Raw genomic sequence first — 23,292 nt, 5'->3', positions numbered from 1 at the left:
CGTGCCTTTTATTTCAGATGGTTAATCAGCATCGGAATCGCGTGTTCAACGTGCTCAACGGAAAGCCCAAACGCCACTTTCCCTTCGGCGATCATTTTGGCGATATGCTCGTCTTTCGCTTTGATGCCCGGCTTGGCAATAGTGCAGCTTTTGTTATAACCAATCACCGCAATGGCAATCGACAATGCCGCACCCGCACCGGTATTACACGCGCCAATGTAGTAATCCAGTTGCCCGGATTTCACTTTCATTGCCGCTTCCATGTCGTTGTGAATGAAAACTTCAAAACAGCCTGGAGCCGTCGTTTCAATGGTTTTTTTAATCTGCTCACGCTGTAAGCCTGCAACGCCAATCTTTTTCATGAGTCTGTCCTTATTGGAAAAATTGAGAGGGATTTTCACGTAACATCACATCCACATCGGCCTGGCTGAATCCTGACTGGCGCAGTTGTGGAATAAAGGTGGTAAATAAATAGTCATAGCCATAACCACCGTTGGCTTTTAAATGGGAGCGACGCGTAATATCCATCGACAGCATGACGCGGTTCAGTAATCCACGGTCGCGTAGTGCATGAAGCATCGCAATGCGCTTTTCGTCCGGGTAGTAACTGTTCTTGCCAATGGTGTCGAACTGCACATACGCGCCGAGTTCGATCATCTTCAAAATATTGTCGAGGTTGTCTTTCAGATCGCAGTGCCCGACAGTAACGCGCGAAAGATCAACTCCGTGGGCTTGCAGCAGAGCCAGTTGTTCCAGCCCCATCGTGCTAAATGACGTATGCGTGGAGATCGGGCATCCGGTCTGGTTATGTGCCAACGCGGCAGCAATAAACACTTTCTCTTCCAGCAGCGTAATCTTTCCTTCGCTGGAACCAATCTCCGCGATGATCCCGGCTTTCAGCTCCGTGCCATCGATACCCTGCTCAATTTCATCGACCATCTCCTGCGCCAGTTCCTGCACGCTGCGGGTCGCCACATGTTGCGGGAAAAACGCGTCCTGGTAATAACCGGTACAGGCCACCACGTTGATCCCCGTCTCGCGCATTACATCGAGCATAAATTGCGCATTGCGCCCCATGTAACGGTTGGTCATCTCAATCACATTACGCACACCTTGCGCCATCAGGTCGTTCATCTCCTGACAAATGAACCCATACTGATCAAGGCGGCAATCCAGGTTGTTTTTAAAGCCGGAGAGATCAATATGCAGATGCTCATGGGCCAGGGTGTAACCCGTCGGATCAAAACTCATAGGGTGTCTCCTGCAAACTGGAGGGAGGAAAGAAAAGAGCGACCATTTTGTGGCGGTGGCGCACGGAAAAATTCACACACGGTAGCCCCCACATCAGAAAGCGTGGTGCGCACACCGAGTTGCGTGTGGACCAGCCCTTGCTGATAAACCAGCACTGGCACCACTTCACGGGTATGGTGGCTGTGACCAATGGTCGGATCGTTACCGTGATCCGCCATTACGACCAGGCAATCATCTGGCTGCATCGCCTCAACAAGCCGGGCAAGGTTACGGTCAACGACCTGCAAACGTTCGGCATAACGTGCGACGTCTTCTGCATGACCAGCGAGGTCGGTTTCCTGGATATTGATGCAAATAAACGCCGTCGGATGCGTGTTAAATTCGTCGAGGGTGATATCCATAATCCGCTGGCTATCCACCAGGTTTTGCCAGCTCACGCCATAAGGATTGCTGACGATATCTGCCACCTTACCCACCAGCACGGTTGGCACGCCCGCTTCATACAGTTTTTGCGGCACTTGTACTTTCTCATCGACGCCGTAGCCCATATGCACGACCTGGAAGCCGTTGTCATAAGCGCCAGAGCGCGGCGCATTGATACCAATAAAGCGCCCTTCTTTGCTTTCTGCGGCATCGATAATGCGTTGACTGTCGGTTAACAGGCCGCCAAATGTAATGACCCGACCGACCTGTACCTGCTCACGCACGATACGACCAATTTTGATTGCGTCGTCAAAAGAGATCACAGAGAGGTTGGCGGTGATGTTATAGACCTGGCCTAAATCCGCCTCGAGATTATCGCCAATCGCAACCGCCTGATTGACCCACAGAAATTGCAGATCATCGCCACGGCGCTCCACCTGCCAGCCTGCGGAAACTAATGCCTGCTCAACACGGTCAATCACATCGCGAAAGGGCATCCGCAGCGGCGGTAACGGGCGCGTGCCTAAAATTTCCTGATGCCCCATAAAGGTATCGCCACCTTCATGTTGCAGCTCTGCCACGCCCCAGGTTGCGGAGTCTGACGGCTGCATATCTCCAGGCGCATAACCTAATGCGTTGATTAGCCCCATTTTCTCCAGCATTGGTAGCTGCAAATGCGGCAACTGGCTCAGGATGTGACCACAGGTATTTGCCCCGGCATCCTGCGGACGCACCAACGTGACATCTTTCATTGCCCCTACGCCAAAGCTATCAATCACTAACACCACAAATCGCGCCATTACGCCTCCAGAGGGTTGCCGAGGCTGTCATAACGACCCACAATCTCTGCCGCGCCACGCTGAATACCAGACACCAGCACCACATCGCTACGGGTGACAAAAATCTGCGTGCGAAAACAGAGCACCACTGCACTGCTTACCGGATGCTCACCTGCCAGCGGCAGGGTGTAGTCGATACTGCTGTCATCCACGGCTTTGAGATATGTTTCAGTCACGCTTTGATTCTCTGGCGTAAACACCAGCGCATGTTGCGCATGACCACGACGGTAATAACCGCCGCCGTAGCAGTAGCTGTCGCCACGGAAGTGATGGGAAATTTCGCTCAGCCAAAGCATCGCGATACGTTCAGGCTGGTCTCCCTGCTGGTTTACCGGAATCGTCCCCGTCAGTGCATGACCGGGTTCGGCATGAGTCACACCGTATTCCGCCAGTAATGGCAGCGAAGTGCAGCTGGTCGCTGAAGGCGCGTTCAGTTGCTCAATCGCAATACCAGATTTCGCCAGTTGATCCCGTGCCTGTATCAGCGTGTGAAGATTCGGTGTCGGCAAAACTTTCCCGGCAGCCTCATCCCAAAGCAGGCAAGGGAAATGGGTTAGTCCGGCTAAATGCAGCCCCGGCAGTTTCTTAATTTCAGCAACCACCTCGTGCAGCGAATGCTGTACAAAACCGCTCTCCTGCCCCGGATAGAGAAAATCATCGTCGCTATAAACTTTGAGCAGCACAGACTGAATCCGCCCCGCTTTCACCGCTGCCGCAGAAACCTCCTGCGCTTTGGTAAGGGTAAACACGGTGATGACGTCGGTGCCCTGTTCAACGGCATCAGCGACCTCGTGACAAGGGATTTGTACCAGATGCCCCTGATGCGCCACCGGCAAACCTGCGCGGCGCATCACTCGCGCCTCTTTGTAATCCACCGCCACAATGCCGCTGTAGCCCAGCGCCAGCAGTTTTTCCGCCAGCCACGGATTGCGACCGAACTGTTTGGTCATCAGATACAGCTCAATACCGTAAAGCCGCGCCGTCTCAATCAGCCGCTTACCGTTTTCCAGTACCTGATCCACGTCGACAACCCAACTGTCCGGGGCTATCTTGCCCTGCTGCCACAGGTTTAGTGCGGCAGAAATCAGTGCCGGGTTCTGGCGTTTCAATGCTTCTACAAACATCTTGTTGCCTCACTTCTGTTCCTTGAATCAAATATTCATTTTTTTGAATATTTAAGTTATGCGACGTGGATTTGTTGTGGGCTTCAGACCTCTTCGTTAGCGGCCATCCATAATCCATAAAGGTTGGCCAGCAAATAGCCTTCTTCACACGGGTTAACTTCCAGCGCGAATCTCTGCAATAATACCTGGTGCAACTGCATGATCGCTGGCCAGTGGCTACATTGCGCCAGTTCAGCCAGCAATTCGTCATCCAGTGGCTGGATCTGTTCGCCGCGACGACTGCGCATCAGCGCACTCGCCATATGTATCATTGCCATCGTTCCTTGCTCACTGCGCACTGGTAGATGGCATTCTGTTTCCAGTACTTTGACGACCTGCATCATGCCTTTGCAGATGTCCTTATCGATGACCCCTGCATCGCAAAGCAGGTTGAGTCTGGTTTCCATTTTAGATGCCTTTCGTTTAATAACTGGGTTCCTGTTCCCCACTGACCACTCGCTGTTGATGGGCAAGCAGGGCGTTTTTATCAACAACCGCACGCAGCAATTGTTGCATCGGGTAATCATCGGCTCGCGTCAAAACCACGGCTTCAGTAGCCTGTAAAAATCGCGGATCGTCTGTTAGCGGCGTCGCTTCTAATCCCTGCATGGCCAGTTCGCTTTCCGCTACCACATTCCAGATAACCGCATCGACATCGCCTTTAACAATGCGTTGTAAACTCTCGTGATAAGAGAGATCGACTCGCTCCACATCGCTACTGCCAAAAAAGACATCGGTCATGATCTTCTGATCTGCCGAACGGTTATCCAGCCCCACGCGCTTCACGTTACCTGACTCCCCTTTACGGCAAATCAACTGGTGCTCGCCAACGTAGGTATGCGGCCCCAACTCCAGCGCAAGACATAAGCCTTTTTGCGTGAGATAACTTTCCGCCGCCAGTCGCGAAACTACGGCCATGTCATAGACACCGTTAAGCAAACACTCCACGCGAATATCCGCACCACGCATATGCGCATAGTAAAAAGGAATGCCATCAAACTGAGCTTTTAACCCGCTCGCTAAACCTTCGTACAAGCGGGTATAGGGCAAGGGCATCGCACATACCACATTATTGATATCAACATGGGTCAACAGTGCTTTGTTATCCATCTCTACCAGATAACTGCCATTGCGCCCGCGACGTTCAATCCGAATCGCGCCGCTTGACTCCAGATTTTTTAACGCGGCCTGCGTCAGGCCGACGGACGAACGGCATTCAGTTGCCAGTTCATCTATAGTTTTCAGGCGATTACCACACTTTTCACCTAACAAATAACGAGCCAGCGTCGTGATGACGACGCCTTCTTTTTTGATAAACGTTCGACGCATAATAAATTTTCAATAAAATGAATATTTATATCTTCATGAAAATGAAGATAAGGCGCAACAAAGAGATGTGGAAACGGCGAGATGCTTCACATTTTTTGGGGTTATTGCAAATAAGGACGTAAAAAAACCGGGTTTCCCCGGTTTTTGGTATCAATAGTGAATTACGGCTTCGCCACAAAACCAATCGCTTCGTAAACCGCTTTCAGTGTACGGGAAGCGTGTGCGCTGGCTTTTTCTGCGCCGTCTTTCATCACCTGTTGCAGGAAGGCTTCATCGTTGCGGAAACGGTGATAACGTTCCTGCAATTCAGTCAGCATACCGGAAACCGCTTCAGCTACTTCGCCTTTCAGGTGACCATACATCTTGCCTTCGAACTGTTTTTCCAGTTCCGGGATGCTTTGACCCGTTACCGCAGAAAGGATATCCAGCAGGTTAGAAACGCCCGCCTTGTTCTGCACGTCGTAGCGAACTACCGGCGGCTCGTCGGAGTCAGTGACCGCACGTTTGATTTTCTTCACTACCGATTTCGGATCTTCCAGCAGACCGATAACGTTATTGCGGTTATCGTCAGACTTGGACATCTTCTTGGTCGGCTCCAGCAGCGACATTACGCGCGCGCCAGATTTCGGAATAAACGGCTCCGGTACTTTAAAGATATCGCCATACAGCGCGTTGAAACGCTGGGCGATATCGCGGCTCAGTTCCAGGTGCTGTTTCTGGTCTTCGCCGACCGGCACCAGATTGGTTTGATACAGCAGGATGTCCGCAGCCATCAGCACCGGATAGTCAAACAGACCAGCGTTAATGTTCTCGGCATAACGCGCAGATTTATCTTTAAACTGCGTCATGCGGCTCAGTTCGCCGAAGTAGGTATAGCAGTTCAGTGCCCAGCCTAACTGCGCATGTTCCGGCACGTGGGACTGAACAAAAATAGTGCTTTTCTCAGGATCGATACCGCAAGCCAGGTACAACGCCAGCGTATCCAGCGTCGCTTTACGCAGCTTCTGCGCATCCTGGCGCACGGTGATAGCGTGTTGGTCAACGATGCAGTAAATACAATGGTAATCATCCTGCATGTTTACCCACTGACGCAGCGCACCCATGTAGTTACCAATGGTCAATTCACCTGAAGGCTGTGCGCCACTAAAAACGATGGGCTTAGTCATTTTTCGATTCCTGATTTTCGCTTTGCGGAAGCCCTAATGCGGGCAGAAGGTCATTTATAGAGTGATAAATTACATCAGGCTGGCTGAGATCGATAGCCTCGCCGTAGTTATATCCGTAGGTTAAGCCAACTGAAGGGCAACCGGCTGCTTTTGCTGCCTGAATATCATTGCGAGAGTCGCCGACAAACAGCATCTGTTGCGGGAAAATACCCATCCGTTCAGCCACCAGTAGCAGCGGGTCCGGATGCGGTTTTTTGTTTTGCACATCATCGCCGCCGATAACCACGCTAAAGTATTTGGCAATATCTAAGGCTTCGAGCAGCGGCGCGACGAACGGCGTCGGTTTGTTGGTAACCAGGCCTAGCGGCAGGCCTTTAGCCTGCAACGCGCCCAACGTATCGGCAACGTGTGGGAACAAAAACGTCCCCTCTTCGGCAACCTCGCCATAGTAGCGATCGAACAGTTTACGCAGAATACGTACTTGCTCTTCTGCCGGAATGTCGTCATCAACGGGCGGTTTACCCATCGTTTTACGCAGTGTCGCACGTTCCTGACGCGCCCAGGTCAATGCCCGCTCCATCAGCACATCTGCGCCATTACCAATCCAGGTAATAACACGTTCTTCGCCTGCAACGGGCAACTCCAGCGCATACAGCGCCATATCTACCGCAGCAGCCAGACCGGGAGCACTGTCAACCAACGTACCGTCGAGATCGAAGGCAACGCCGCGAATATCTTCAAACTTATTCATGACTTACCTTTGCCAGTTCACTGCGCATTTCATCAATGACTTTTTTATAGTCTGGCTGGTCGAAAATAGCGGAGCCAGCGACAAACATATCCGCGCCCGCCGCAGCGATTTCGCCAATGTTGTTCACCTTCACGCCACCGTCCACTTCCAGTCGAATGTCGAAGCCAGACTCGTCGATACGACGACGTACTTCGCGCAGTTTATCCAGTGTTTGAGGAATGAAAGACTGACCGCCGAAACCAGGATTGACGGACATCAGCAGGATCACATCCAGTTTGTCCATCACGTAATCCAGATAGCTCAGCGGTGTTGCCGGGTTAAATACCAGCCCCGCTTTACAGCCATTTTCTTTAATCAGTTGCAGCGTGCGGTCAACATGCTCGGAGGCTTCAGGATGAAAGGTAATGATGCTAGCACCTGCGGCAGCGAAATCCGGCACAATGCGATCAACTGGTTTCACCATCAGATGTACGTCGATAGGGGCGGTAATGCCGTAATTACGCAAGGATTTCAGCACCATTGGTCCAATCGTCAGGTTGGGAACATAGTGGTTATCCATGACGTCAAAATGCACGACATCAGCGCCAGCTGCCAGGGCCTTTGCGGTATCTTCACCCAGGCGGGCAAAATCAGCCGACAGAATTGAGGGGGCAATCAAATACTGTTTCATCCGCTTCTCCTTGAGAATTATTTTTTTGCGGGTGAAACGACTCCTGGTTTGTACAAAGCCAGCAGTTCGTCCACCTTTTTACGTGTGCCGCCGTTGCTGCTTATACTGCGTCGAACTTTGACGACATGCAATTTTGCGCGCTGATACCACTCGCGCGTTAGCGCCGTATCATGGTTAGAAATCAGTACCGGGATCTGACGGTTAACCAGACCTTCGGCGATCTCCGCCAGATGCGCTTGTTGTTCAAGCGTAAAACTGTTTGTGTGATACGCCGTAAAGTTGGCGGTCGCAGATAGCGGTGCATAAGGCGGATCGCAATAGACGACGGATGCATCATCTGCGCGCGCCATGCTATCGGCGTAAGACTCACAATAGAAAAAGGCATTCTGCGCTTTTTCAGCAAAGTGATACAACTCAGCTTCCGGGAAATAGGGTTTTTTGTAGCGACCAAACGGCACGTTAAACTCGCCGCGCAGATTGTAACGACACAGACCGTTGTAACCGTAGCGGTTCAAATATAAAAACAGTACCGCCCGGCGGAACGGATCCTGGCTTTTATTGAACTCTTCGCGGAACTGATAGTAAACCTCGGCGCAATTTGTCTCAGGAACAAACAGCTCGCGGGCAGCCTGCACGTACTCATCAGTACGCATCTTCACAATGTTGTAGAGACTGATCAGGTCGCTATTGATATCGGCAAGGATATAACGAGAAAAGTCGGTGTTGAGAAACACCGACCCGGCACCCACAAAAGGTTCAACCAGACATTCACCCTTAGGCAAATGCCGTTTAATATCATCAAGCAGGGGATATTTGCCCCCTGCCCACTTCAAAAAAGCGCGATTTTTCTTCATGCTGACTAACTAATTACACCTTCTCCGGCTGTGGAGAAAGCTCCGACAGCATCCAGCGCTTCAGGCAACTCCCGCAACGATAAACCATTGCGGGAGATAACCTTGATTACTTCAGATCGGCCTGTACCTGACGCAGCGGTTTCGCCCACGGGTTTTTGGCCTGAACATCGGCTGGCAATGTAGATACCGCTTTTTTCGCTTCTTCTTTCGAAGCGTACACGCCAGAAACCAGTACATACCACGGCTGACCATTACGCGTCGTTTCATAGACAACGTAGTTTTTCAGATTCTCTTTCTTCGCCCAACCGTTCAGGTTGTCGTAGTTAGAAGAACTGCTCAGCTGCAGAGTGTAATGGCTGGACGGTGCCGATTTCAACGAACCAACATTACCTGCGGTCTTCGCTCCAGCGGCTGGTGTTGCCGTGGTTTGCGCCGGGGATGCCGTCTGTACTGGAGCCGTAGTCGCCGTCTCTTTTGGTGCTGGCGTTGCGGCTGGCGTAGAAGTCGCAGCCGGTGCCTTCGTGCTCGCCACAGGTGCAGCCGGTTCAGTACGTTTCGGCGTCTGTGCTACCGGCTTCGGTTCCGTTTTCACAGTTGCTTGTGGTTTTTTCGGCTCAATCACCGCCTGCTGACGTGCTGGACGCGTGGTGGTCGGACGTTCAGCGGTTTGCGCTTTCGCCGTATCACGCGATGCGTTGCCATTACGAACTGGCGCTACAGTCGCGGGTTCAGTCGGCAGCGTAGAGTTCACCGCCACATTGTTCAGCTGTTGCTGATTTTGCGGCTGGGTCAGCGCGTTATTCAGGTCACCCTGCACTTCAACACGTTGTTGACCATCCGTTGCCGCCGGGGTTTGCCCCTGAGTCGGCGTAGAAGAAATCGGCGGCAGAGAAACATCCTGCTGGGTATTTTCCGCAGACGTGGTTCCCGGCGCTGGTTGCACACCATTCGCCTGATCGGCCGCATTGCCAGCAAGATCAATACTCTTCTCGCCAGACGCGGTTTGATCGCTGGAAGAGGTCGAGGGGGCTTTTAGCGCAGAACCGATACCGATGATCAACAGCAGCAGAACCAGAATACCGACGCCCATCATCATATACTGACGAGAAGCCGGTTTGCTGGCTGCTTTTTTGCGCTTACGCGGACGACGCTCTACGCGCTCGTCATCCACAGCTTCATCTTCGGAATCATCAATTTCTTCTTCGATTTCCGGTTCCTCATTGCGCTCTTTTTGCGCACGAGTCGGACGGCGATCGTCAGTTTCATCAAGTTCGATATCATCAAAATTGATCTGCGGTTCGCCACGTTCAGTACGTTCTGAACGCTCAGAAGGTTGACGAGAACGACCAGTACGACGATCGCTGGGATCGGGTTTCAGCTCGTCTTCTGGTTTGAATTCATCCATTTAACACCCCACTAAAAGGTTAATGCTTACTACGTTGCAATTAACCTGAAGCTAATAGACCACTTGATAAGCGGCCTGACCTTTCTTGTTGTTACGCTGATTGACAATCGGCAATAGCGTTAAGAACAAGCTCGTGCGATACACCGCCGCGAACTTCACTCTTACCAATTGCCAGCGGAAGAATTAAGCGCATCTCTCCCGCAAGGACTTTCTTGTCACGCAGCATATGCGGTAAATACGCCTGCGCGGACATTTCGCGCGGCCCATTAACCGGTAATCCAGCCCGCGTAAGCAGGGTAATAATACGCTGCGTTTCGGCAGAACTAAACTGCCTGAGACGTTCCGACGTCCGCGCTGCCATCACCATACCCACCGCGACCGCTTCACCGTGCAACCAATTGCCATACCCCATTTCCGCTTCAATAGCATGACCAAAGGTATGCCCCAGATTCAGTAAAGCACGTAAGCCGGATTCGCGCTCGTCGGCGGCAACAACTTCTGCTTTCAGCTCACAACAACGACGAATACAGTACGCCATTGCCGTACCATCCAGACTGAGCAGCGCATCCAGATTATCTTCCAGCCAGTTGAAAAACTCACCGTCAAGAATAATGCCGTATTTGATGACTTCCGCCAGCCCCGAAGCTAACTCTCTCGGGGGAAGCGTTTTCAGACAGTCGAGATCCACCACCACTGATGCTGGCTGATAAAAAGCGCCAATCATATTTTTACCGAGGGGATGGTTGACTGCGGTTTTGCCGCCAACGGAAGAGTCTACCTGTGACAGCAATGTCGTCGGGACTTGAATGAAGCGAACGCCGCGCTGATAGCTCGCCGCTGCAAAACCGGTAAGATCGCCTACTACGCCGCCGCCAAGCGCCACCAGCGTCGTATCGCGACCGTGCGGCTTTTGCAACAACGCCGTAAAAACGGTGTCGAGTACTGCCAGGCTTTTATACTGCTCGCCGTCAGGAAGGATAACGCTATCGACGTTAACACCCGCCTGTTCAAGTACGCCGCGAACCTTATCGAGATACAGAGGAGCCAGGGTTTCGTTGGTGACCAACATCACCTGCTCACCCGATTTCAGCGGTAAGAATGAAGCTGGTTCGTTAAACAAACCAGATGCGATGGTAATTGGGTAACTACGTTCCCCGAGAGTGACGACTATCCTCTCCATAACGCGACATCCACCTTAATTACTGTACCCGCAGACGAGTGTATATAAAGCCAGAATTAGTTGCTTTCCAGCATGTGAATAATCTGGTTTGCGACCACTTTGGCGCTTTGATCATCAGTACGAATGGTCACGTCGGCAATCTCTTCATACAGCGGATTGCGTTCATTAGCCAATGCTTCCAGAACTTCACGCGGCGGTGTTTCAACGTGCAGCAACGGGCGTTTTTTATCACGCTGCGTGCGCGCAAGTTGCTTTTCGATGGTCGTTTCAAGATAAACGACAACGCCACGTGCGGAAAGACGGTTACGCGTTTCGCGGGATTTCACAGAGCCGCCGCCAGTAGCCAGCACAATACCCTGTTTCTCGGTCAACTCATTGATGACCTTTTCTTCGCGATCGCGGAAGCCTTCTTCGCCTTCTAAATCGAAAACCCAGCCCACATCAGCTCCGGTTCGTTTCTCAATCTCTTGATCGGAATCGTAAAATTCCATATTGAGTTGTTGAGCTAACTGGCGCCCAATAGTGCTTTTTCCGGCACCCATAGGCCCAACCAGAAAGATATTGCGTTTCTCTGCCATTTTTTCGGTACTACTAAGACTATTCGTTAATGATAAACCCGCTTCGCTCAGAGAGCGCCGCAGGACATGAACTGAAACCTCATAAGATATTGCGAGAGTCAGACTGAAAATTATCTCAATACTCCAGCGGGTTTGGCAACTGAATAAATTGCCCATCCCTCTGCATATCTGGTCGCTGCAGGTGCACTGCCTTGCTATCACCGCTCTGGCGATAAATCACCGGGTAAGATTAGCCTAAAAAAGACAGCAAAATGCCGCGTGAAAGATAAATCACCATCATAAAACGCAGGTAACAAAGAGCACCGACTCTCAAATCGGTACTCCTTGTATGCTAAATACCTGCGCGCGTCAAATAGATGAAACATGTTCAGCATGAAAACATCGCCGTTTTCGCGGTAGTTTACTCACTGGAAACCAACCGTGGCGTGATAAATACCACTAACTCGCGTCGTTCATCTTCTTTTCCGTCATGACGAAATAATTGCCCGAACCAGGGGATGTCGCCCAACAGCGGTACGCTATCCTGACCCGATTTATTTTTACGGGTAAAAATGCCACCCAGTGCCAGCGTTTCTCCGCTTTTTACCTCAACTTGCGTTTCGATCTCCTGCTTATCAATCGCCAGCACTTCGCCATCAGCTTGTTGTAGCACCTGCCCCGGAACGTTCTGGCTGATGTGTAATTTCAGTCGGATGCGACCTTTTTGTAATACCGTGGGCGTGACCTCCATTCCCAGCACGGCCTCTTTAAATTCCACCGACGTCGCGCCGCTTTCACCACTGGAAACCTGATACGGGATCTCGCTCCCCTGTTTAATGCTGGCAGGCTGGAGATGTGAGGCCAGCAGACGCGGGCTGGCGATAATATCCAGTTGCTGTTTTTGTTCGAGCGCGGAAAGCTCCAGATCTAGTAAACGCCCGCTGATGCGCCCAATGTTAAAACCGATATGCGTTGTCGCCGTCGCTACGGAGAGATCGCTACCGAGCGTGGTCACTTGCCCAACGCCGCCAGTTTGTTGCGCATCGGCCAGCGTCCATTTCACCCCCAATTCCCGCAAACTTTTTTCATTAATGGTGACAATGTGCGCCGACAGTTCAACCTGCCCGACCGGCAAATCCATTTGCGCTACCCATTGTTCCAGCGCACTTAACGCCGTTTTGTTATCACGCAGCAAAAGGCGATTAGTGCGTTTATCGACAGTCATACTGCCTTTGGCGCTAAGTAGCTTCTCCCCTGCTTTCGCCAGCTCTCCGGCGTCGGCGTATTGCAGAGTAATATTGCGATTTTCCAGCGGCAGATTTGCCTGCACCCGCGCCTGTTCAGCCTCCTGACGGGCGATATTGTCATTCTGCCAGGCAACAGAATGCACTGAAAGAATGTTGCCTTCCTGGCGCGTTATCAGCCCGGCGCTTTTCACTACGGTTTGTAGTGCCTGTTTCCAGGGAACGTCAGTGAGATGTAACGACACCGTACCGCTGACATCTGGCGAAACCACCAGGTTTAACTTCTCCTGTTCAGCCAGCGCCTGCAATACCTGAGCCACCGGAACGTCATCCACCATCAGCGTCACTTTTTGCGGCTTTGCCGCCTGTACGCTGGGTATCATCATCAACAGTAGTGCGGCTATCCATTGCTTCATTTTTATCTCCTTGCCGTTGCCACAACCACTGTGGCGGTTCGCAGTTTTTTCCAGTTCCCAGCGTTAATGTTTCTGGCGTCAGTTGTAAAATTGTCCAGCCATTCTCCAGCACATCGTTTTGCTCCACCCGTCGCCATTTTTTTTGCCCATCTTTTATTACGCCAATAACGCGCTCGCCTCGCCCTACCATCCCCTGATAACGCCACTGGGTGAGTTCGCTTACCCGGCATAGATCTTCCGGCGGCTTAAAAGGGTCGCGCATACCGGTTAAAAGGCACAAGGCAATGCCTACCAACAACCCGCGTTTAACCCTCATGCGGCATCTCCAGTTGTAGCGTGAACAAAAGATCGCCACCTTCCACGCTTAACAAAAAACGGCTCACGCTGACGTTGCGCTCTGCCAGTCGTGTAAATGCCGACGGCACAGCTTCCCAGAACGTTTTCAACGCCAACTCGCCTCCCTGAGCGGATGGATGCCAGTAAAGCAGTTGCGCGCCGGGCAACTGAAAATCCAGTGGCGAAAAGGGCAACGTCTTTTCTTCAATGATGGGAGTGGTGTCTACCAGGCGATAAAGTGCAGTCCATTGCTGGTGATTACTTGCCCGCAGTCGAATTAATGCGTCACTCTCTTCATGGTGTGTCGATGAAAGAAAAATGAGCGTAGCTAACATCAGCAACCAGACTGCCCAGCAAAACTGGCGTATACGGAGTGATGTAGCGAACCACCAGTCAAAGAGCATGTCCATCGCTAACCGTCCTTGTTAACTGATACTCAAATTGCCAGCGACCTTGAGCATCCTGCTGCGTGGCCCCCCTCTGATTGAGCTGAAAAGAAGCATCCTGGCGGAGTGCTTTTTCCAGTGCGTTTAGCGCAGTAATGTTCGTCGCAAGTCCCTTTACCTCCAACGTTCCTTGCTGCCAGCTTATCGTTGTCAGCCAGGCCTGTTCGGGAAAAAGTGCCGCCAGTGACTCCAGCGCAGATTGCCAGTCGCGGGTAAATTGTCGCTGGCGCTGACGTTGCAAACGCTGTTCGCGTAATTGTTGGCGTTCCAGCAAACGGGGTTTACTGGTTTGTAGGGTGCTGGCGCGTTGTTGTTCCGCCTGAAGCAAAACAGCGTCAACGCGTACTTCAGCGTTGGTTGTCAAACGCAGCATTAGCGTTATCCCGACAACCAGCAGCAGAGGAGCAACGAACATCAGCAACCAGAAGCGAAGAAAGGCCGTCCGGCGTTGCTCTCGCCATGGCAAAAAATTGATTGGCGGATTCATCAGCACCCCTCCCCAAGCGCCAGCCCCAGCGCGATAGCGAAATCTCCACCTGGCGGCGGTAGCGGCGGCTGACGCACAGAAACCGCATTCCAGGGGTCAAATCCGCCTTCACCGCATATCGCGAGACTTTCAGAATTAATGGCTAACGTCGCGGCCAGTTCATTCGCGCTTGTCATCCCTGCCGCCAGTTTGCGCCCCCAGCTATAACGTGTCGCCCATAGCCACTGTTCGTTATCACGCCAGGCCAGACATTGCTGATGAGAAGGTAAAAAAGGCAGGAATCGCTGCAAAGCGCAGGCGTCTGGGGTAATCGCACTAACGTGAATACGCAATCTTTCTGCCAGGCTAAGCAGCGTTGCCAGCTCTTTGCTTTGCGCAGCGGTCACGTTATAGGCGGGACTTAGCGAATCTTCGCTGTAATCAAAGCGCAGGGAGTCCGGTTCCATATCCAGCTCGCGAGCCATCGTACCTGTCAACCAGGCCATTTGCTCCCGTTCGCCCAGGGACATTGCCGGACGCGGAAATGCCCTTTGTAACGTTCGGCTAGCGGGAAATGCCAACATAATGTGATGACGGTGTGGCAGTTCACGACTCCACGGTAACAACGTTTTAGTCAGCCGTTCCGCGTCAATAATGCGCCCATCTTTGATAATGTCGGTCGCCAGCGGCAAACGCCACCAGCGTTGCAAAAAGCATTCTTTCGCGCCACGCACGATAGCAACCGCCACCGCTTCTTGCTGTTGTAAATGCAAACCAATTTGCCAGGTCTTAAATGCCATTGTGATGATCTCCTTATCCCCCGTCACTCTGACGGGTATATCAATGCGTCTGGCTTGCCTTTATACTACCGCGCGTTTGTTTATAAACTGCCCAAATGAAACTAAATGGGAAATTTCCAGTGAAGTTCGTAAAGTATTTATTGATCCTTGCAGTCTGTTGCATTCTGCTGGGAGCAGGCTCGATTTATGGCCTCTACCGCTACATCGAGCCACAACTGCCGGATGTGGCGACATTAAAAGATGTACGCCTGCAAATTCCGATGCAGATTTACAGCGCCGATGGCGAGCTAATTGCTCAATACGGTGAAAAACGTCGTATTCCGGTTACGTTGGATCAAATCCCGCCGGAAATGGTGAAAGCCTTTATTGCGACGGAAGATAGCCGCTTCTACGAGCATCACGGCGTTGACCCTGTGGGGATCTTCCGTGCGGCAAGCGTGGCGCTGTTCTCCGGTCACGCATCGCAAGGGGCGAGCACCATTACCCAACAACTGGCGAGAAACTTCTTCCTGAGTCCAGAACGCACGCTAATGCGTAAAATTAAGGAAGTCTTCCTCGCGATTCGTATTGAACAGTTGCTGACGAAAGACGAGATCCTCGAGCTTTATCTGAACAAGATTTATCTCGGTTACCGCGCCTATGGTGTCGGTGCTGCGGCACAAGTCTATTTCGGTAAAACCGTCGACCAATTGACGTTGAACGAAATGGCGGTGATTGCCGGGCTGCCTAAAGCCCCTTCCACCTTCAACCCGCTCTATTCAATGGATCGAGCCGTCGCGCGGCGTAACGTCGTGCTGTCGCGAATGCTGGACGAAGGGTATATCACCCAACAGCAGCTTGATGAGACACGCACCGAAGCGATTAACGCCAACTATCACGCACCGGAGATCGCCTTCTCAGCGCCGTATCTCACCGAAATGGTACGTCAGGAGATGTATAACCGTTACGGCGAAAACGCTTATGAAGACGGCTATCGCATTTACACGACCATTACCCGCAAAGTGCAGCAGGCCGCACAGCAAGCCGTGCGTAATAACGTACTGGACTACGACATGCGTCACGGCTATCGCGGCCCGGCCAATGTGCTGTGGAAAGTAGGTGAATCAGCGTGGGATGACAAAAAGATTACCGATACGCTGAAGGCGCTGCCAACCTATGGTCCGCTGCTACCTGCCGCTGTTACCCGCGCCAACCCGCAGGAAGCGACAGCAATGTTGGCGGACGGAACATCTGTGACGCTGCGTATGGAAGGGATTCGCTGGGCACGGCCTTATCGTTCCGATACTCAGCAGGGACCGACGCCGCGTAAAGTGACCGATGTTGTGCAAACAGGCCAGCAAATCTGGGTTCGCCAGGTGGGCGATGACTGGTGGCTGGCACAGGTGCCGGAAGTGAACTCGGCGCTGGTATCGATCAATCCACAAAACGGTGCGGTTATGGCGTTAGTCGGTGGCTTTGACTTCAACCAAAGCAAATTTAACCGCGCTACCCAGGCACTGCGTCAGGTTGGTTCGAATATCAAGCCGTTCCTCTACACCGCTGCGATGGATAAAGGGCTGACGCTGGCAAGTATGCTGAACGATGTGCCAATTTCCCGCTGGGATGCAGGCGCGGGTTCTGACTGGCAGCCGAAAAACTCACCGCCGCAGTACGCCGGTCCAATCCGTTTACGTCAAGGGCTGGGACAGTCGAAAAACGTGGTAATGGTACGTGCGATGCGAGCGATGGGCGTGGACTATGCCGCAGAGTATTTGCAACGCTTCGGCTTCCCGGCACAAAACATTGTCCACACTGAGTCACTGGCACTGGGTTCCGCTTCCTTCACGCCGTTGCAGGTGGCGCGCGGGTACGCAGTGATGGCTAATGGTGGCTTCCTGGTCGACCCCTGGTTTATCAGCAAAATTGAAAACGACCAGGGCGGCGTGATTTTCGAAGCGAAACCGAAAGTAGCCTGCCCGGAATGTGATATTCCGGTGATTTACGGTGATACGCAAAAATCGAACGTGCTGGAAAACAGCGACGTTGAAGACGTGGCTATCTCTCGCGAACAGCAGAATGTTTCTGTTCCGATGCCGCAGCTGGAGCAGGCTAATCAGGCATTAGTAGCAAAAACTGGCGCGCCAGAATACGCTCCACACGTCATCAGCACACCGCTGGCATTCCTGATTAAGAGCGCCCTGAACACCAATATCTTTGGTGAACCTGGCTGGCAAGGCACCGGCTGGCGCGCAGGTCGTGATTTGCAACGTCATGATATCGGCGGGAAAACCGGGACGACCAACAGTTCGAAAGATGCGTGGTTTTCGGGTTACGGTCCGGGCGTTGTGACCTCGGTATGGATTGGCTTTGACGATCACCGTCGTAATCTCGGTCACACCACGGCTTCCGGGGCGATTAAAGATCAGATCTCCGGTTACGAAGGCGGTGCAAAGAGCGCCCAGCCAGCATGGGACGCTTATATGAAAGCCGTTCTGGAAGGTGTACCGGAACAACCGCTGACGCCGCCGCCAGGTATTGTGACGGTGAATATTGATCGCAGCACCGGGCAACTGGCCAACGGTGGTAACAGCCGCGAAGAGTATTTCATCGAAGGTACGCAGCCTACACAGCAGGCGGTGCGCGAGGTAGGGACAACCATTATCGATAATGGTGAGGCTCAGGAGTTGTTCTGATTAAAAAGGCGCTTCGGCGCCTTTTCAGTTTGCAGACAAAGTGCGCGTTGTTCATGCTGGATGCGGCATGAACGCCTTATCCAGCCAACAAAATCGTCGAAACTCAATACATTGCAGGAACCACGTAGGCCTGATAAGCGTAGCGCATCAGGCAAGCTCCACGTATTTACAATCGTCCCTGCCCCTTCAACCACTCGCGCACCAGGAACAACGCGCTGACATTACGTGCTTCATTGAAGTCAGGATCTTCGAGCAAATCCATCATATGCGTCAGCGGCCAGCGCACCTGCGGTAGTGGCTCTGGTTCGTCGCCTTCCAGCGATTCAGGGTAAAGATCCTGCGCCACCACGATATTCATTTTGCTGGAGAAGTAAGACGGTGCCATGCTGAGTTTCTTCAAAAAAGTCAGATCCCTTGCGCCAAATCCCACTTCTTCTTTGAGTTCGCGGTTTGCCGCTTCATAGACACTTTCACCAGGGTCAATTAACCCTTTCGAAAATCCTAACTCGTAGGATTCGGTTCCCACTGCGTATTCGCGGATCAAAATCAGGTGATCGTCCACAATTGGCACAATCATCACGGCTTCCCGGTTGGTTGGACGCATTCGTTCATAAACACGCCGCACGCCGTTGCTGAACTCCAGATCCACGCTTTCGATGGTAAACAATCGGGAACGGGCTACAGTTTCAACATTCAGAATGGTGGGTTTTTGTAATGATTTGCTCATCGTGGAATCTATGCTGTGAAATCAGCAGTTATTGTGCGATATCGGACACGCATTCGGCAATGTGAATTGCATGTTATTTACATTTACGTAACTTAATAAATAATCATTCTCAAATCAAATTAAAAGTCAATAGGTTGAAATAACTCCAGGAATTTGCTGATATTCCGCCCTCAGAGGGTTTGCTATGATCACCGGTCACTGGGATGCGCTTAATGATGCTCAAGTTCAACTCCACGCTTGCCGATAGCCAACCGCAGAATCCTATATTGTGTCCAGGATGCGACTAATCACACCTGACAAATTAAGTAAGATGGGGAAAGCATGAGCACCATTGTGATTTTTTTAGCTGCTTTGCTGGCCTGCTCACTACTTGCGGGATGGCTGATAAAGGTGCGCTCCAGACGGCGTCAACTGCCCTGGACTAACGCCTTCGCTGATGCGCAAACGCGCAAACTCATGCCTGAAGAACGTAGCGCCGTTGAAAATTATCTCGACAGCCTGACGCAGGTTTTGCAGGTTCCTGGCCCGACGGGTGCCAGCGCAGCCCCCGTTTCACTGACGCTGAACGCTGAAAGCAACAACGTCATGATGCTGACACACGCCATCACGCGTTATGGCATTTCGACCGACGATCCTAACAAATGGCGTTATTATCTCGATTCGGTGGAAGTCCACCTGCCCCCGTTCTGGGAGCAGTACATCAACGATGAAAATAGCGTTGAACTGATCCATACCGATTCGCTGCCGCTGGTTATTTCTCTCAACGGTCATACGCTGCAAGAGTACATGCAGGAAACTCGCGGCTATGCGTTACAGCCTGTCCCGTCAACGCAGGCGTCGATTCGCGGTGAAGAAAGCGAGCAAATCGAACTGCTCAATATTCGCAAAGAAACGCATGAAGAGTATGCGCTTAGTCGCCCGCGTGGGCTACGCGAAGCGTTGCTGATTGTCGCCTCTTTCCTGATGTTCTTTTTCTGCCTGATTACCCCGGATGTATTTGTCCCGTGGCTGGCTGGCGGCGCGTTACTGCTGCTGGGAGCTGGTCTGTGGGGGCTATTTGCGCCACCAGCAAAATCATCCCTGCGGGAGATCCACTGTCTGCGTGGTACGCCACGTCGTTGGGGATTGTTTGGCGAAAACGATCAGGAACAGATCAACAATATTTCGCTCGGTATTATCGACCTGGTCTATCCCGCACACTGGCAGCCTTATATTGCGCAGGATCTGGGGCAGCAAACGGATATCGATATCTATCTTGATCGGCACGTGGTACGTCAGGGACGCTATCTTTCACTGCATGACGAAGTTAAAAACTTCCCGCTGCAACACTGGCTACGCAGTACGATTATCGCAGTGGGTTCGCTGCTGGTGCTGTTTATGCTGCTGTTCTGGGTTCCACTGGATATGCCGCTGAAATTCACCCTCTCGTGGATGAAAGGTGCGCAGACCATTGAAGCCACCAGCGTTAAACAACTGGCAGATGCCGGAGTACGTGTAGGCGATACCTTACGTCTTAGCGGTACAGGGATGTGTAATATCCGCACGTCAGGCACCTGGAGCGCGAAAACCAATTCACCGTTTTTACCATTTGACTGCTCGCAGATCATCTGGAATGACGCCCGTTCATTGCCATTACCAGAATCTGAGCTGGTCAACAAGACCACGGCACTGACCGAGGCAGTAAACCGCCAGTTGCACCCGAAACCGGATGATGAATCTCGCGTCAGCGCCACATTGCGTTCAGCAATTCAGAAATCCGGCATGGTACTGCTTGATGACTTTGGCGACATCGTGCTGAAAACCGCCGATCTCTGTGCCGCCAAAGATGATTGTGTTCGGTTGAAAAATGCGCTGGTGAATCTCGGCAACAGTAAGGACTGGGACGCACTGGTAAAACGCGCTAACGCTGGAAAACTCGACGGCGTGAATGTGTTACTCCGCCCGGTGAGCGCAGAATCACTCGATAACCTGGTGGAAACCTCCACAGCACCATTCATTACTCATGAAACGGCGCGAGCGGCGCAATCACTGAATAGCCCGGCACCGGGAGGATTCCTGATTGTCAGCGACGAAGGCAGCGATTTTGTTGATCAGCCCTGGCCTTCGGCATCACTTTACGACTACCCGCCGCAAGAACAGTGGAACGCTTTCCAGAAACTGGCGCAAATGCTGATGCATACGCCGTTTAACGCCGAAGGTATCGTCACCAATATTTTTACCGATGCCAACGGTACGCAGCATATCGGCTTGCACCCCATCCCGGATCGCTCCGACCTGTGGCGCTATCTGGGCACGACATTGCTGTTGCTGACGATGCTGGGCAGTGCCATCTATAATGGCGTACAGGCCTGGCGTCGTTATCACCGTCATCGTACTCGCATGATGGAAATTCAGGCCTATTATGAAAGCTGCCTGAATCCACAACTGATCACCCCTTCAGAAAGCCTTATCGAATAACACGTTTGCGCGGCAGGTTATGCTACCCTGTCGCGCAAATTGCTTCACTCTGGAGATTTCCCTCATGCATATCAACATTGCCTGGCAGGACGTAGATACCGTTCTGCTGGATATGGACGGCACGTTGCTCGACCTCGCCTTCGATAACTATTTCTGGCAAACGCTGGTGCCTGAAACCTGGGGCGCGAAAAACGGGGTCACGCCACAGGAAGCGATGGAATATATGCGCCAGCAATATCACGACGTGCAGCATACGCTAAACTGGTACTGTCTTGATTACTGGAGTGAGCAACTGGGTCTGGATATCTGTGCGATGACCACCGAGATGGGACCGCGCGCCGTACTGCGTGAAGATACCATTCCGTTTCTTGAGGCACTTAAAGCCAGCGGTAAGCAGCGAATTTTGCTCACCAACGCGCATCCGCATAACCTGGCGGTAAAACTTGAGCATACCGGTCTCGACGCGCACCTTGATTTATTACTTTCCACCCACACATTTGGTTATCCGAAAGAGGATCAGCGGTTATGGAATGCGGTGGCCGAAGCTACGGGTCTGAAAGCTGAAAGAACGCTGTTTATCGATGACAGCGAAGCGATTCTCGATGCTGCCGCGCAATTTGGTATTCGTTACTGCCTCGGCGTCACTAATCCCGACTCAGGGATTGCTGAAAAACAGTATCAGCGCCATCCGTCACTGAATGACTACCGCCGCCTGATCCCCTCGCTAATGTGAAGGAGACGCCATGAAAGAAAAACCTGCTGTTGAGGTTCGACTGGATAAATGGCTATGGGCCGCCCGTTTTTACAAAACCCGCGCGCTGGCTCGTGAAATGATCGAAGGCGGTAAGGTGCATTACAACGGGCAGCGCAGCAAGCCGAGTAAAGTCGTCGAACTGAATGCCACGCTCACTCTGCGCCAGGGAAATGACGAGCGAACGGTAATCGTGAAGGCGATTACTGAACAGCGTCGCCCCGCCAGCGAGGCAGCCTTGCTGTATGAAGAGACTGCACAAAGTGTAGAGAAACGCGAAAAAATGGCGCTGGCACGTAAACTTAATGCCTTAACCATGCCGCACCCGGACCGACGCCCGGACAAAAAAGAGCGCCGCGACCTGTTACGATTTAAACACGGCGACAGTGAATAACTGTCACCTGCAAGAGAGATGATTATGCCGCAACATGACCAATTACATCGTTATCTGTTTGAAAACTTTGCCGTTCGCGGCGAACTGGTAACCGTTTCGGAAACCCTGCAACAGATCCTTGAGAATCACGATTACCCGCAGCCCGTTAAAAACGTGCTGGCAGAACTGCTGGTTGCGACCAGCCTGTTAACCGCTACGCTGAAGTTTGATGGTGATATCACCGTACAGCTGCAAGGCGACGGCCCGATGAATCTGGCGGTTATTAACGGTAACAACAACCAGCAGATGCGTGGCGTGGCGCGCGTACAGGGCGAAATTCCGGAAAATGCTGACCTGAAAACGCTGGTTGGCAATGGTTACGTGGTGATCACCATTACCCCGAGCGAAGGTGAACGCTATCAGGGCGTGGTTGGTCTGGAAGGTGATACCCTGGCGGCCTGCCTGGAAGATTACTTTATGCGTTCTGAACAGCTGCCGACGCGCCTGTTTATTCGCACCGGCGACGTAGATGGCAAACCGGCTGCGGGCGGTATGTTGTTGCAGGTAATGCCTGCGCAAAATGCCCAGCAGGACGACTTCGACCATCTGGCGACGCTAACCGAAACCATCAAAACCGAAGAACTGCTGACCTTACCGGCAAACGAAGTGTTGTGGCGTTTGTATCACGAAGAAGAGGTGACGGTTTACGATCCGCAGGATGTTGAGTTCAAATGCACCTGCTCGCGTGAACGTTGCGCCGATGCGCTGAAAACGCTGCCGGATGAAGAAGTGGATAGCATCCTGGCGGAAGATGGCGAAATTGACATGCATTGTGATTACTGCGGTAACCACTATCTGTTCAATGCGATGGATATTGCCGAGATCCGCAACAATGCATCGCCGGCAGATCCGCAGGTTCATTAATTAGTTTTTCCGGCGGAGATAACTCTGCCGGATTTCATGACGCAATTGCCTGATGCGTTGCGCTTATCAGGCCGACGGTATAAATCGCAAGT

General features: G+C 52.2%; 24 protein-coding genes. 5 read left to right on the top strand and 19 right to left on the bottom strand.

Annotated elements, in window-relative coordinates; genetic code table 11:
* Positions 1-8: 8 nt before the first annotated feature.
* From BEG40_RS10260 to hofM, 18 genes are all read right to left on the bottom strand, one after another.
* Positions 9-362 (bottom strand): DUF2620 domain-containing protein, encoded by a 354-nt coding sequence (locus tag BEG40_RS10260; RefSeq protein ID WP_010349555.1) that lies wholly within the window; start codon positions 360-362, stop codon positions 9-11.
* Positions 363-372: 10 nt separating this feature from the next.
* The gene (locus BEG40_RS10255) at positions 373-1,251 is read right to left on the bottom strand and encodes a phosphotriesterase-related protein (protein ID WP_000006975.1); all 879 of its coding nucleotides are present in this window, start codon (positions 1,249-1,251) and stop codon (positions 373-375) included.
* A complete protein-coding gene (locus tag BEG40_RS10250; RefSeq protein ID WP_105285360.1) occupies positions 1,248-2,474 on the bottom strand; it encodes a phosphopentomutase in 1,227 nt (408 codons plus the stop codon). The genes BEG40_RS10255 and BEG40_RS10250 overlap by 4 nt, the downstream gene beginning before the upstream one ends.
* Entirely contained in the window at positions 2,474-3,637 is a 1,164-nt protein-coding gene (locus BEG40_RS10245; RefSeq protein WP_105285359.1) for a YhfX family PLP-dependent enzyme, read from the bottom strand. The genes BEG40_RS10250 and BEG40_RS10245 overlap by 1 nt, the downstream gene beginning before the upstream one ends.
* Before the next feature lie 83 nt (positions 3,638-3,720).
* Positions 3,721-4,083: a hypothetical protein gene (locus BEG40_RS10240; RefSeq protein ID WP_016159525.1), complete on the bottom strand. Its 363-nt coding sequence runs from the start codon at positions 4,081-4,083 to the stop codon at positions 3,721-3,723.
* Positions 4,084-4,099: 16 nt separating this feature from the next.
* Positions 4,100-5,005 carry a GntR family transcriptional regulator YhfZ gene (gene yhfZ, locus BEG40_RS10235; RefSeq protein WP_001254801.1) on the bottom strand — a complete coding sequence of 302 codons (906 nt, stop codon included), beginning with the start codon at positions 5,003-5,005 and terminating at the stop codon, positions 4,100-4,102.
* A 161-nt stretch (positions 5,006-5,166) separates the two neighbouring features.
* The gene (gene trpS, locus BEG40_RS10230) at positions 5,167-6,171 is read right to left on the bottom strand and encodes a tryptophan--tRNA ligase (RefSeq protein ID WP_000165546.1); all 1,005 of its coding nucleotides are present in this window, start codon (positions 6,169-6,171) and stop codon (positions 5,167-5,169) included.
* Complete coding sequence (gene gph / locus BEG40_RS10225) at positions 6,164-6,922, bottom strand: phosphoglycolate phosphatase (protein ID WP_105285358.1); 759 nt, start codon at positions 6,920-6,922, stop codon at positions 6,164-6,166. Before gph ends, trpS begins: the two co-directional genes overlap by 8 nt.
* Complete coding sequence (rpe, locus tag BEG40_RS10220) at positions 6,915-7,592, bottom strand: ribulose-phosphate 3-epimerase (RefSeq protein WP_000816280.1); 678 nt, start codon at positions 7,590-7,592, stop codon at positions 6,915-6,917. The genes gph and rpe overlap by 8 nt, the downstream gene beginning before the upstream one ends.
* Before the next feature lie 17 nt (positions 7,593-7,609).
* Complete coding sequence (gene dam / locus BEG40_RS10215; RefSeq protein ID WP_000742146.1) at positions 7,610-8,446, bottom strand: adenine-specific DNA-methyltransferase; 837 nt, start codon at positions 8,444-8,446, stop codon at positions 7,610-7,612.
* A 106-nt stretch (positions 8,447-8,552) separates the two neighbouring features.
* Entirely contained in the window at positions 8,553-9,851 is a 1,299-nt protein-coding gene (gene damX, locus BEG40_RS10210) for a cell division protein DamX (protein WP_000343127.1), read from the bottom strand.
* A 91-nt stretch (positions 9,852-9,942) separates the two neighbouring features.
* Entirely contained in the window at positions 9,943-11,031 is a 1,089-nt protein-coding gene (gene aroB, locus BEG40_RS10205) for a 3-dehydroquinate synthase (protein WP_105285357.1), read from the bottom strand.
* Between the two features lie 56 nt (positions 11,032-11,087).
* Positions 11,088-11,609, bottom strand: coding sequence for a shikimate kinase AroK (gene aroK, locus BEG40_RS10200; RefSeq protein WP_000818618.1), 522 nt, complete (start codon positions 11,607-11,609; stop codon positions 11,088-11,090).
* Positions 11,610-12,009: 400 nt separating this feature from the next.
* Positions 12,010-13,248 carry a DNA uptake porin HofQ gene (hofQ, locus tag BEG40_RS10195; RefSeq protein WP_105285356.1) on the bottom strand — a complete coding sequence of 413 codons (1,239 nt, stop codon included), beginning with the start codon at positions 13,246-13,248 and terminating at the stop codon, positions 12,010-12,012.
* Entirely contained in the window at positions 13,160-13,564 is a 405-nt protein-coding gene (locus BEG40_RS10190; protein WP_105285355.1) for a DUF2531 family protein, read from the bottom strand. The genes hofQ and BEG40_RS10190 overlap by 89 nt, the downstream gene beginning before the upstream one ends.
* On the bottom strand, positions 13,554-13,994 hold the full coding sequence (gene hofO, locus BEG40_RS10185) for a DNA utilization protein HofO (protein ID WP_105285354.1): 441 nt from the start codon (positions 13,992-13,994) through the stop codon (positions 13,554-13,556). Before hofO ends, BEG40_RS10190 begins: the two co-directional genes overlap by 11 nt.
* Positions 13,978-14,517, bottom strand: coding sequence for a PilN domain-containing protein (locus BEG40_RS10180; RefSeq protein WP_105285353.1), 540 nt, complete (start codon positions 14,515-14,517; stop codon positions 13,978-13,980). Before BEG40_RS10180 ends, hofO begins: the two co-directional genes overlap by 17 nt.
* Positions 14,517-15,296, bottom strand: a complete 780-nt coding sequence (hofM, locus tag BEG40_RS10175; RefSeq protein WP_105285352.1) for a DNA utilization protein HofM — start codon at positions 15,294-15,296, stop codon at positions 14,517-14,519. Before hofM ends, BEG40_RS10180 begins: the two co-directional genes overlap by 1 nt.
* A 119-nt stretch (positions 15,297-15,415) precedes the next feature.
* On the opposite strand from hofM, the gene mrcA reads away from it, so the two are divergent.
* Positions 15,416-17,968, top strand: coding sequence for a peptidoglycan glycosyltransferase/peptidoglycan DD-transpeptidase MrcA (gene mrcA / locus BEG40_RS10170; protein WP_010353804.1), 2,553 nt, complete (start codon positions 15,416-15,418; stop codon positions 17,966-17,968).
* Positions 17,969-18,134: 166 nt separating this feature from the next.
* Here the strand turns inward: mrcA and nudE are convergent, their stop codons facing one another.
* Complete coding sequence (gene nudE, locus BEG40_RS10165) at positions 18,135-18,695, bottom strand: ADP compounds hydrolase NudE (protein WP_000045734.1); 561 nt, start codon at positions 18,693-18,695, stop codon at positions 18,135-18,137.
* A gap of 321 nt (positions 18,696-19,016) precedes the next feature.
* On the opposite strand from nudE, the gene igaA reads away from it, so the two are divergent.
* The 4 genes from igaA to hslO all read left to right on the top strand — a co-directional run bounded on the left by igaA (position 19,017) and on the right by hslO (position 23,200).
* Positions 19,017-21,152, top strand: a complete 2,136-nt coding sequence (gene igaA / locus BEG40_RS10160) for an intracellular growth attenuator protein IgaA (RefSeq protein ID WP_105285351.1) — start codon at positions 19,017-19,019, stop codon at positions 21,150-21,152.
* A 64-nt stretch (positions 21,153-21,216) separates the two neighbouring features.
* Positions 21,217-21,885: a GMP/IMP nucleotidase gene (gene yrfG / locus BEG40_RS10155; RefSeq protein WP_010351080.1), complete on the top strand. Its 669-nt coding sequence runs from the start codon at positions 21,217-21,219 to the stop codon at positions 21,883-21,885.
* A 10-nt stretch (positions 21,886-21,895) separates the two neighbouring features.
* Positions 21,896-22,297, top strand: a complete 402-nt coding sequence (gene hslR, locus BEG40_RS10150; RefSeq protein WP_000660491.1) for a ribosome-associated heat shock protein Hsp15 — start codon at positions 21,896-21,898, stop codon at positions 22,295-22,297.
* 24 nt (positions 22,298-22,321) lie between these two features.
* Positions 22,322-23,200, top strand: a complete 879-nt coding sequence (hslO, locus tag BEG40_RS10145) for an Hsp33 family molecular chaperone HslO (protein ID WP_001135574.1) — start codon at positions 22,322-22,324, stop codon at positions 23,198-23,200.
* Positions 23,201-23,292 lie beyond the last annotated feature (92 nt).

Origin of the sequence: Escherichia sp. MOD1-EC5495, from assembly GCF_002965965.1 — a bacterium.
Taxonomy (GTDB): domain Bacteria; phylum Pseudomonadota; class Gammaproteobacteria; order Enterobacterales; family Enterobacteriaceae; genus Escherichia; species Escherichia ruysiae.
This window is presented reverse-complemented; position numbering and strand designations above follow the sequence as displayed.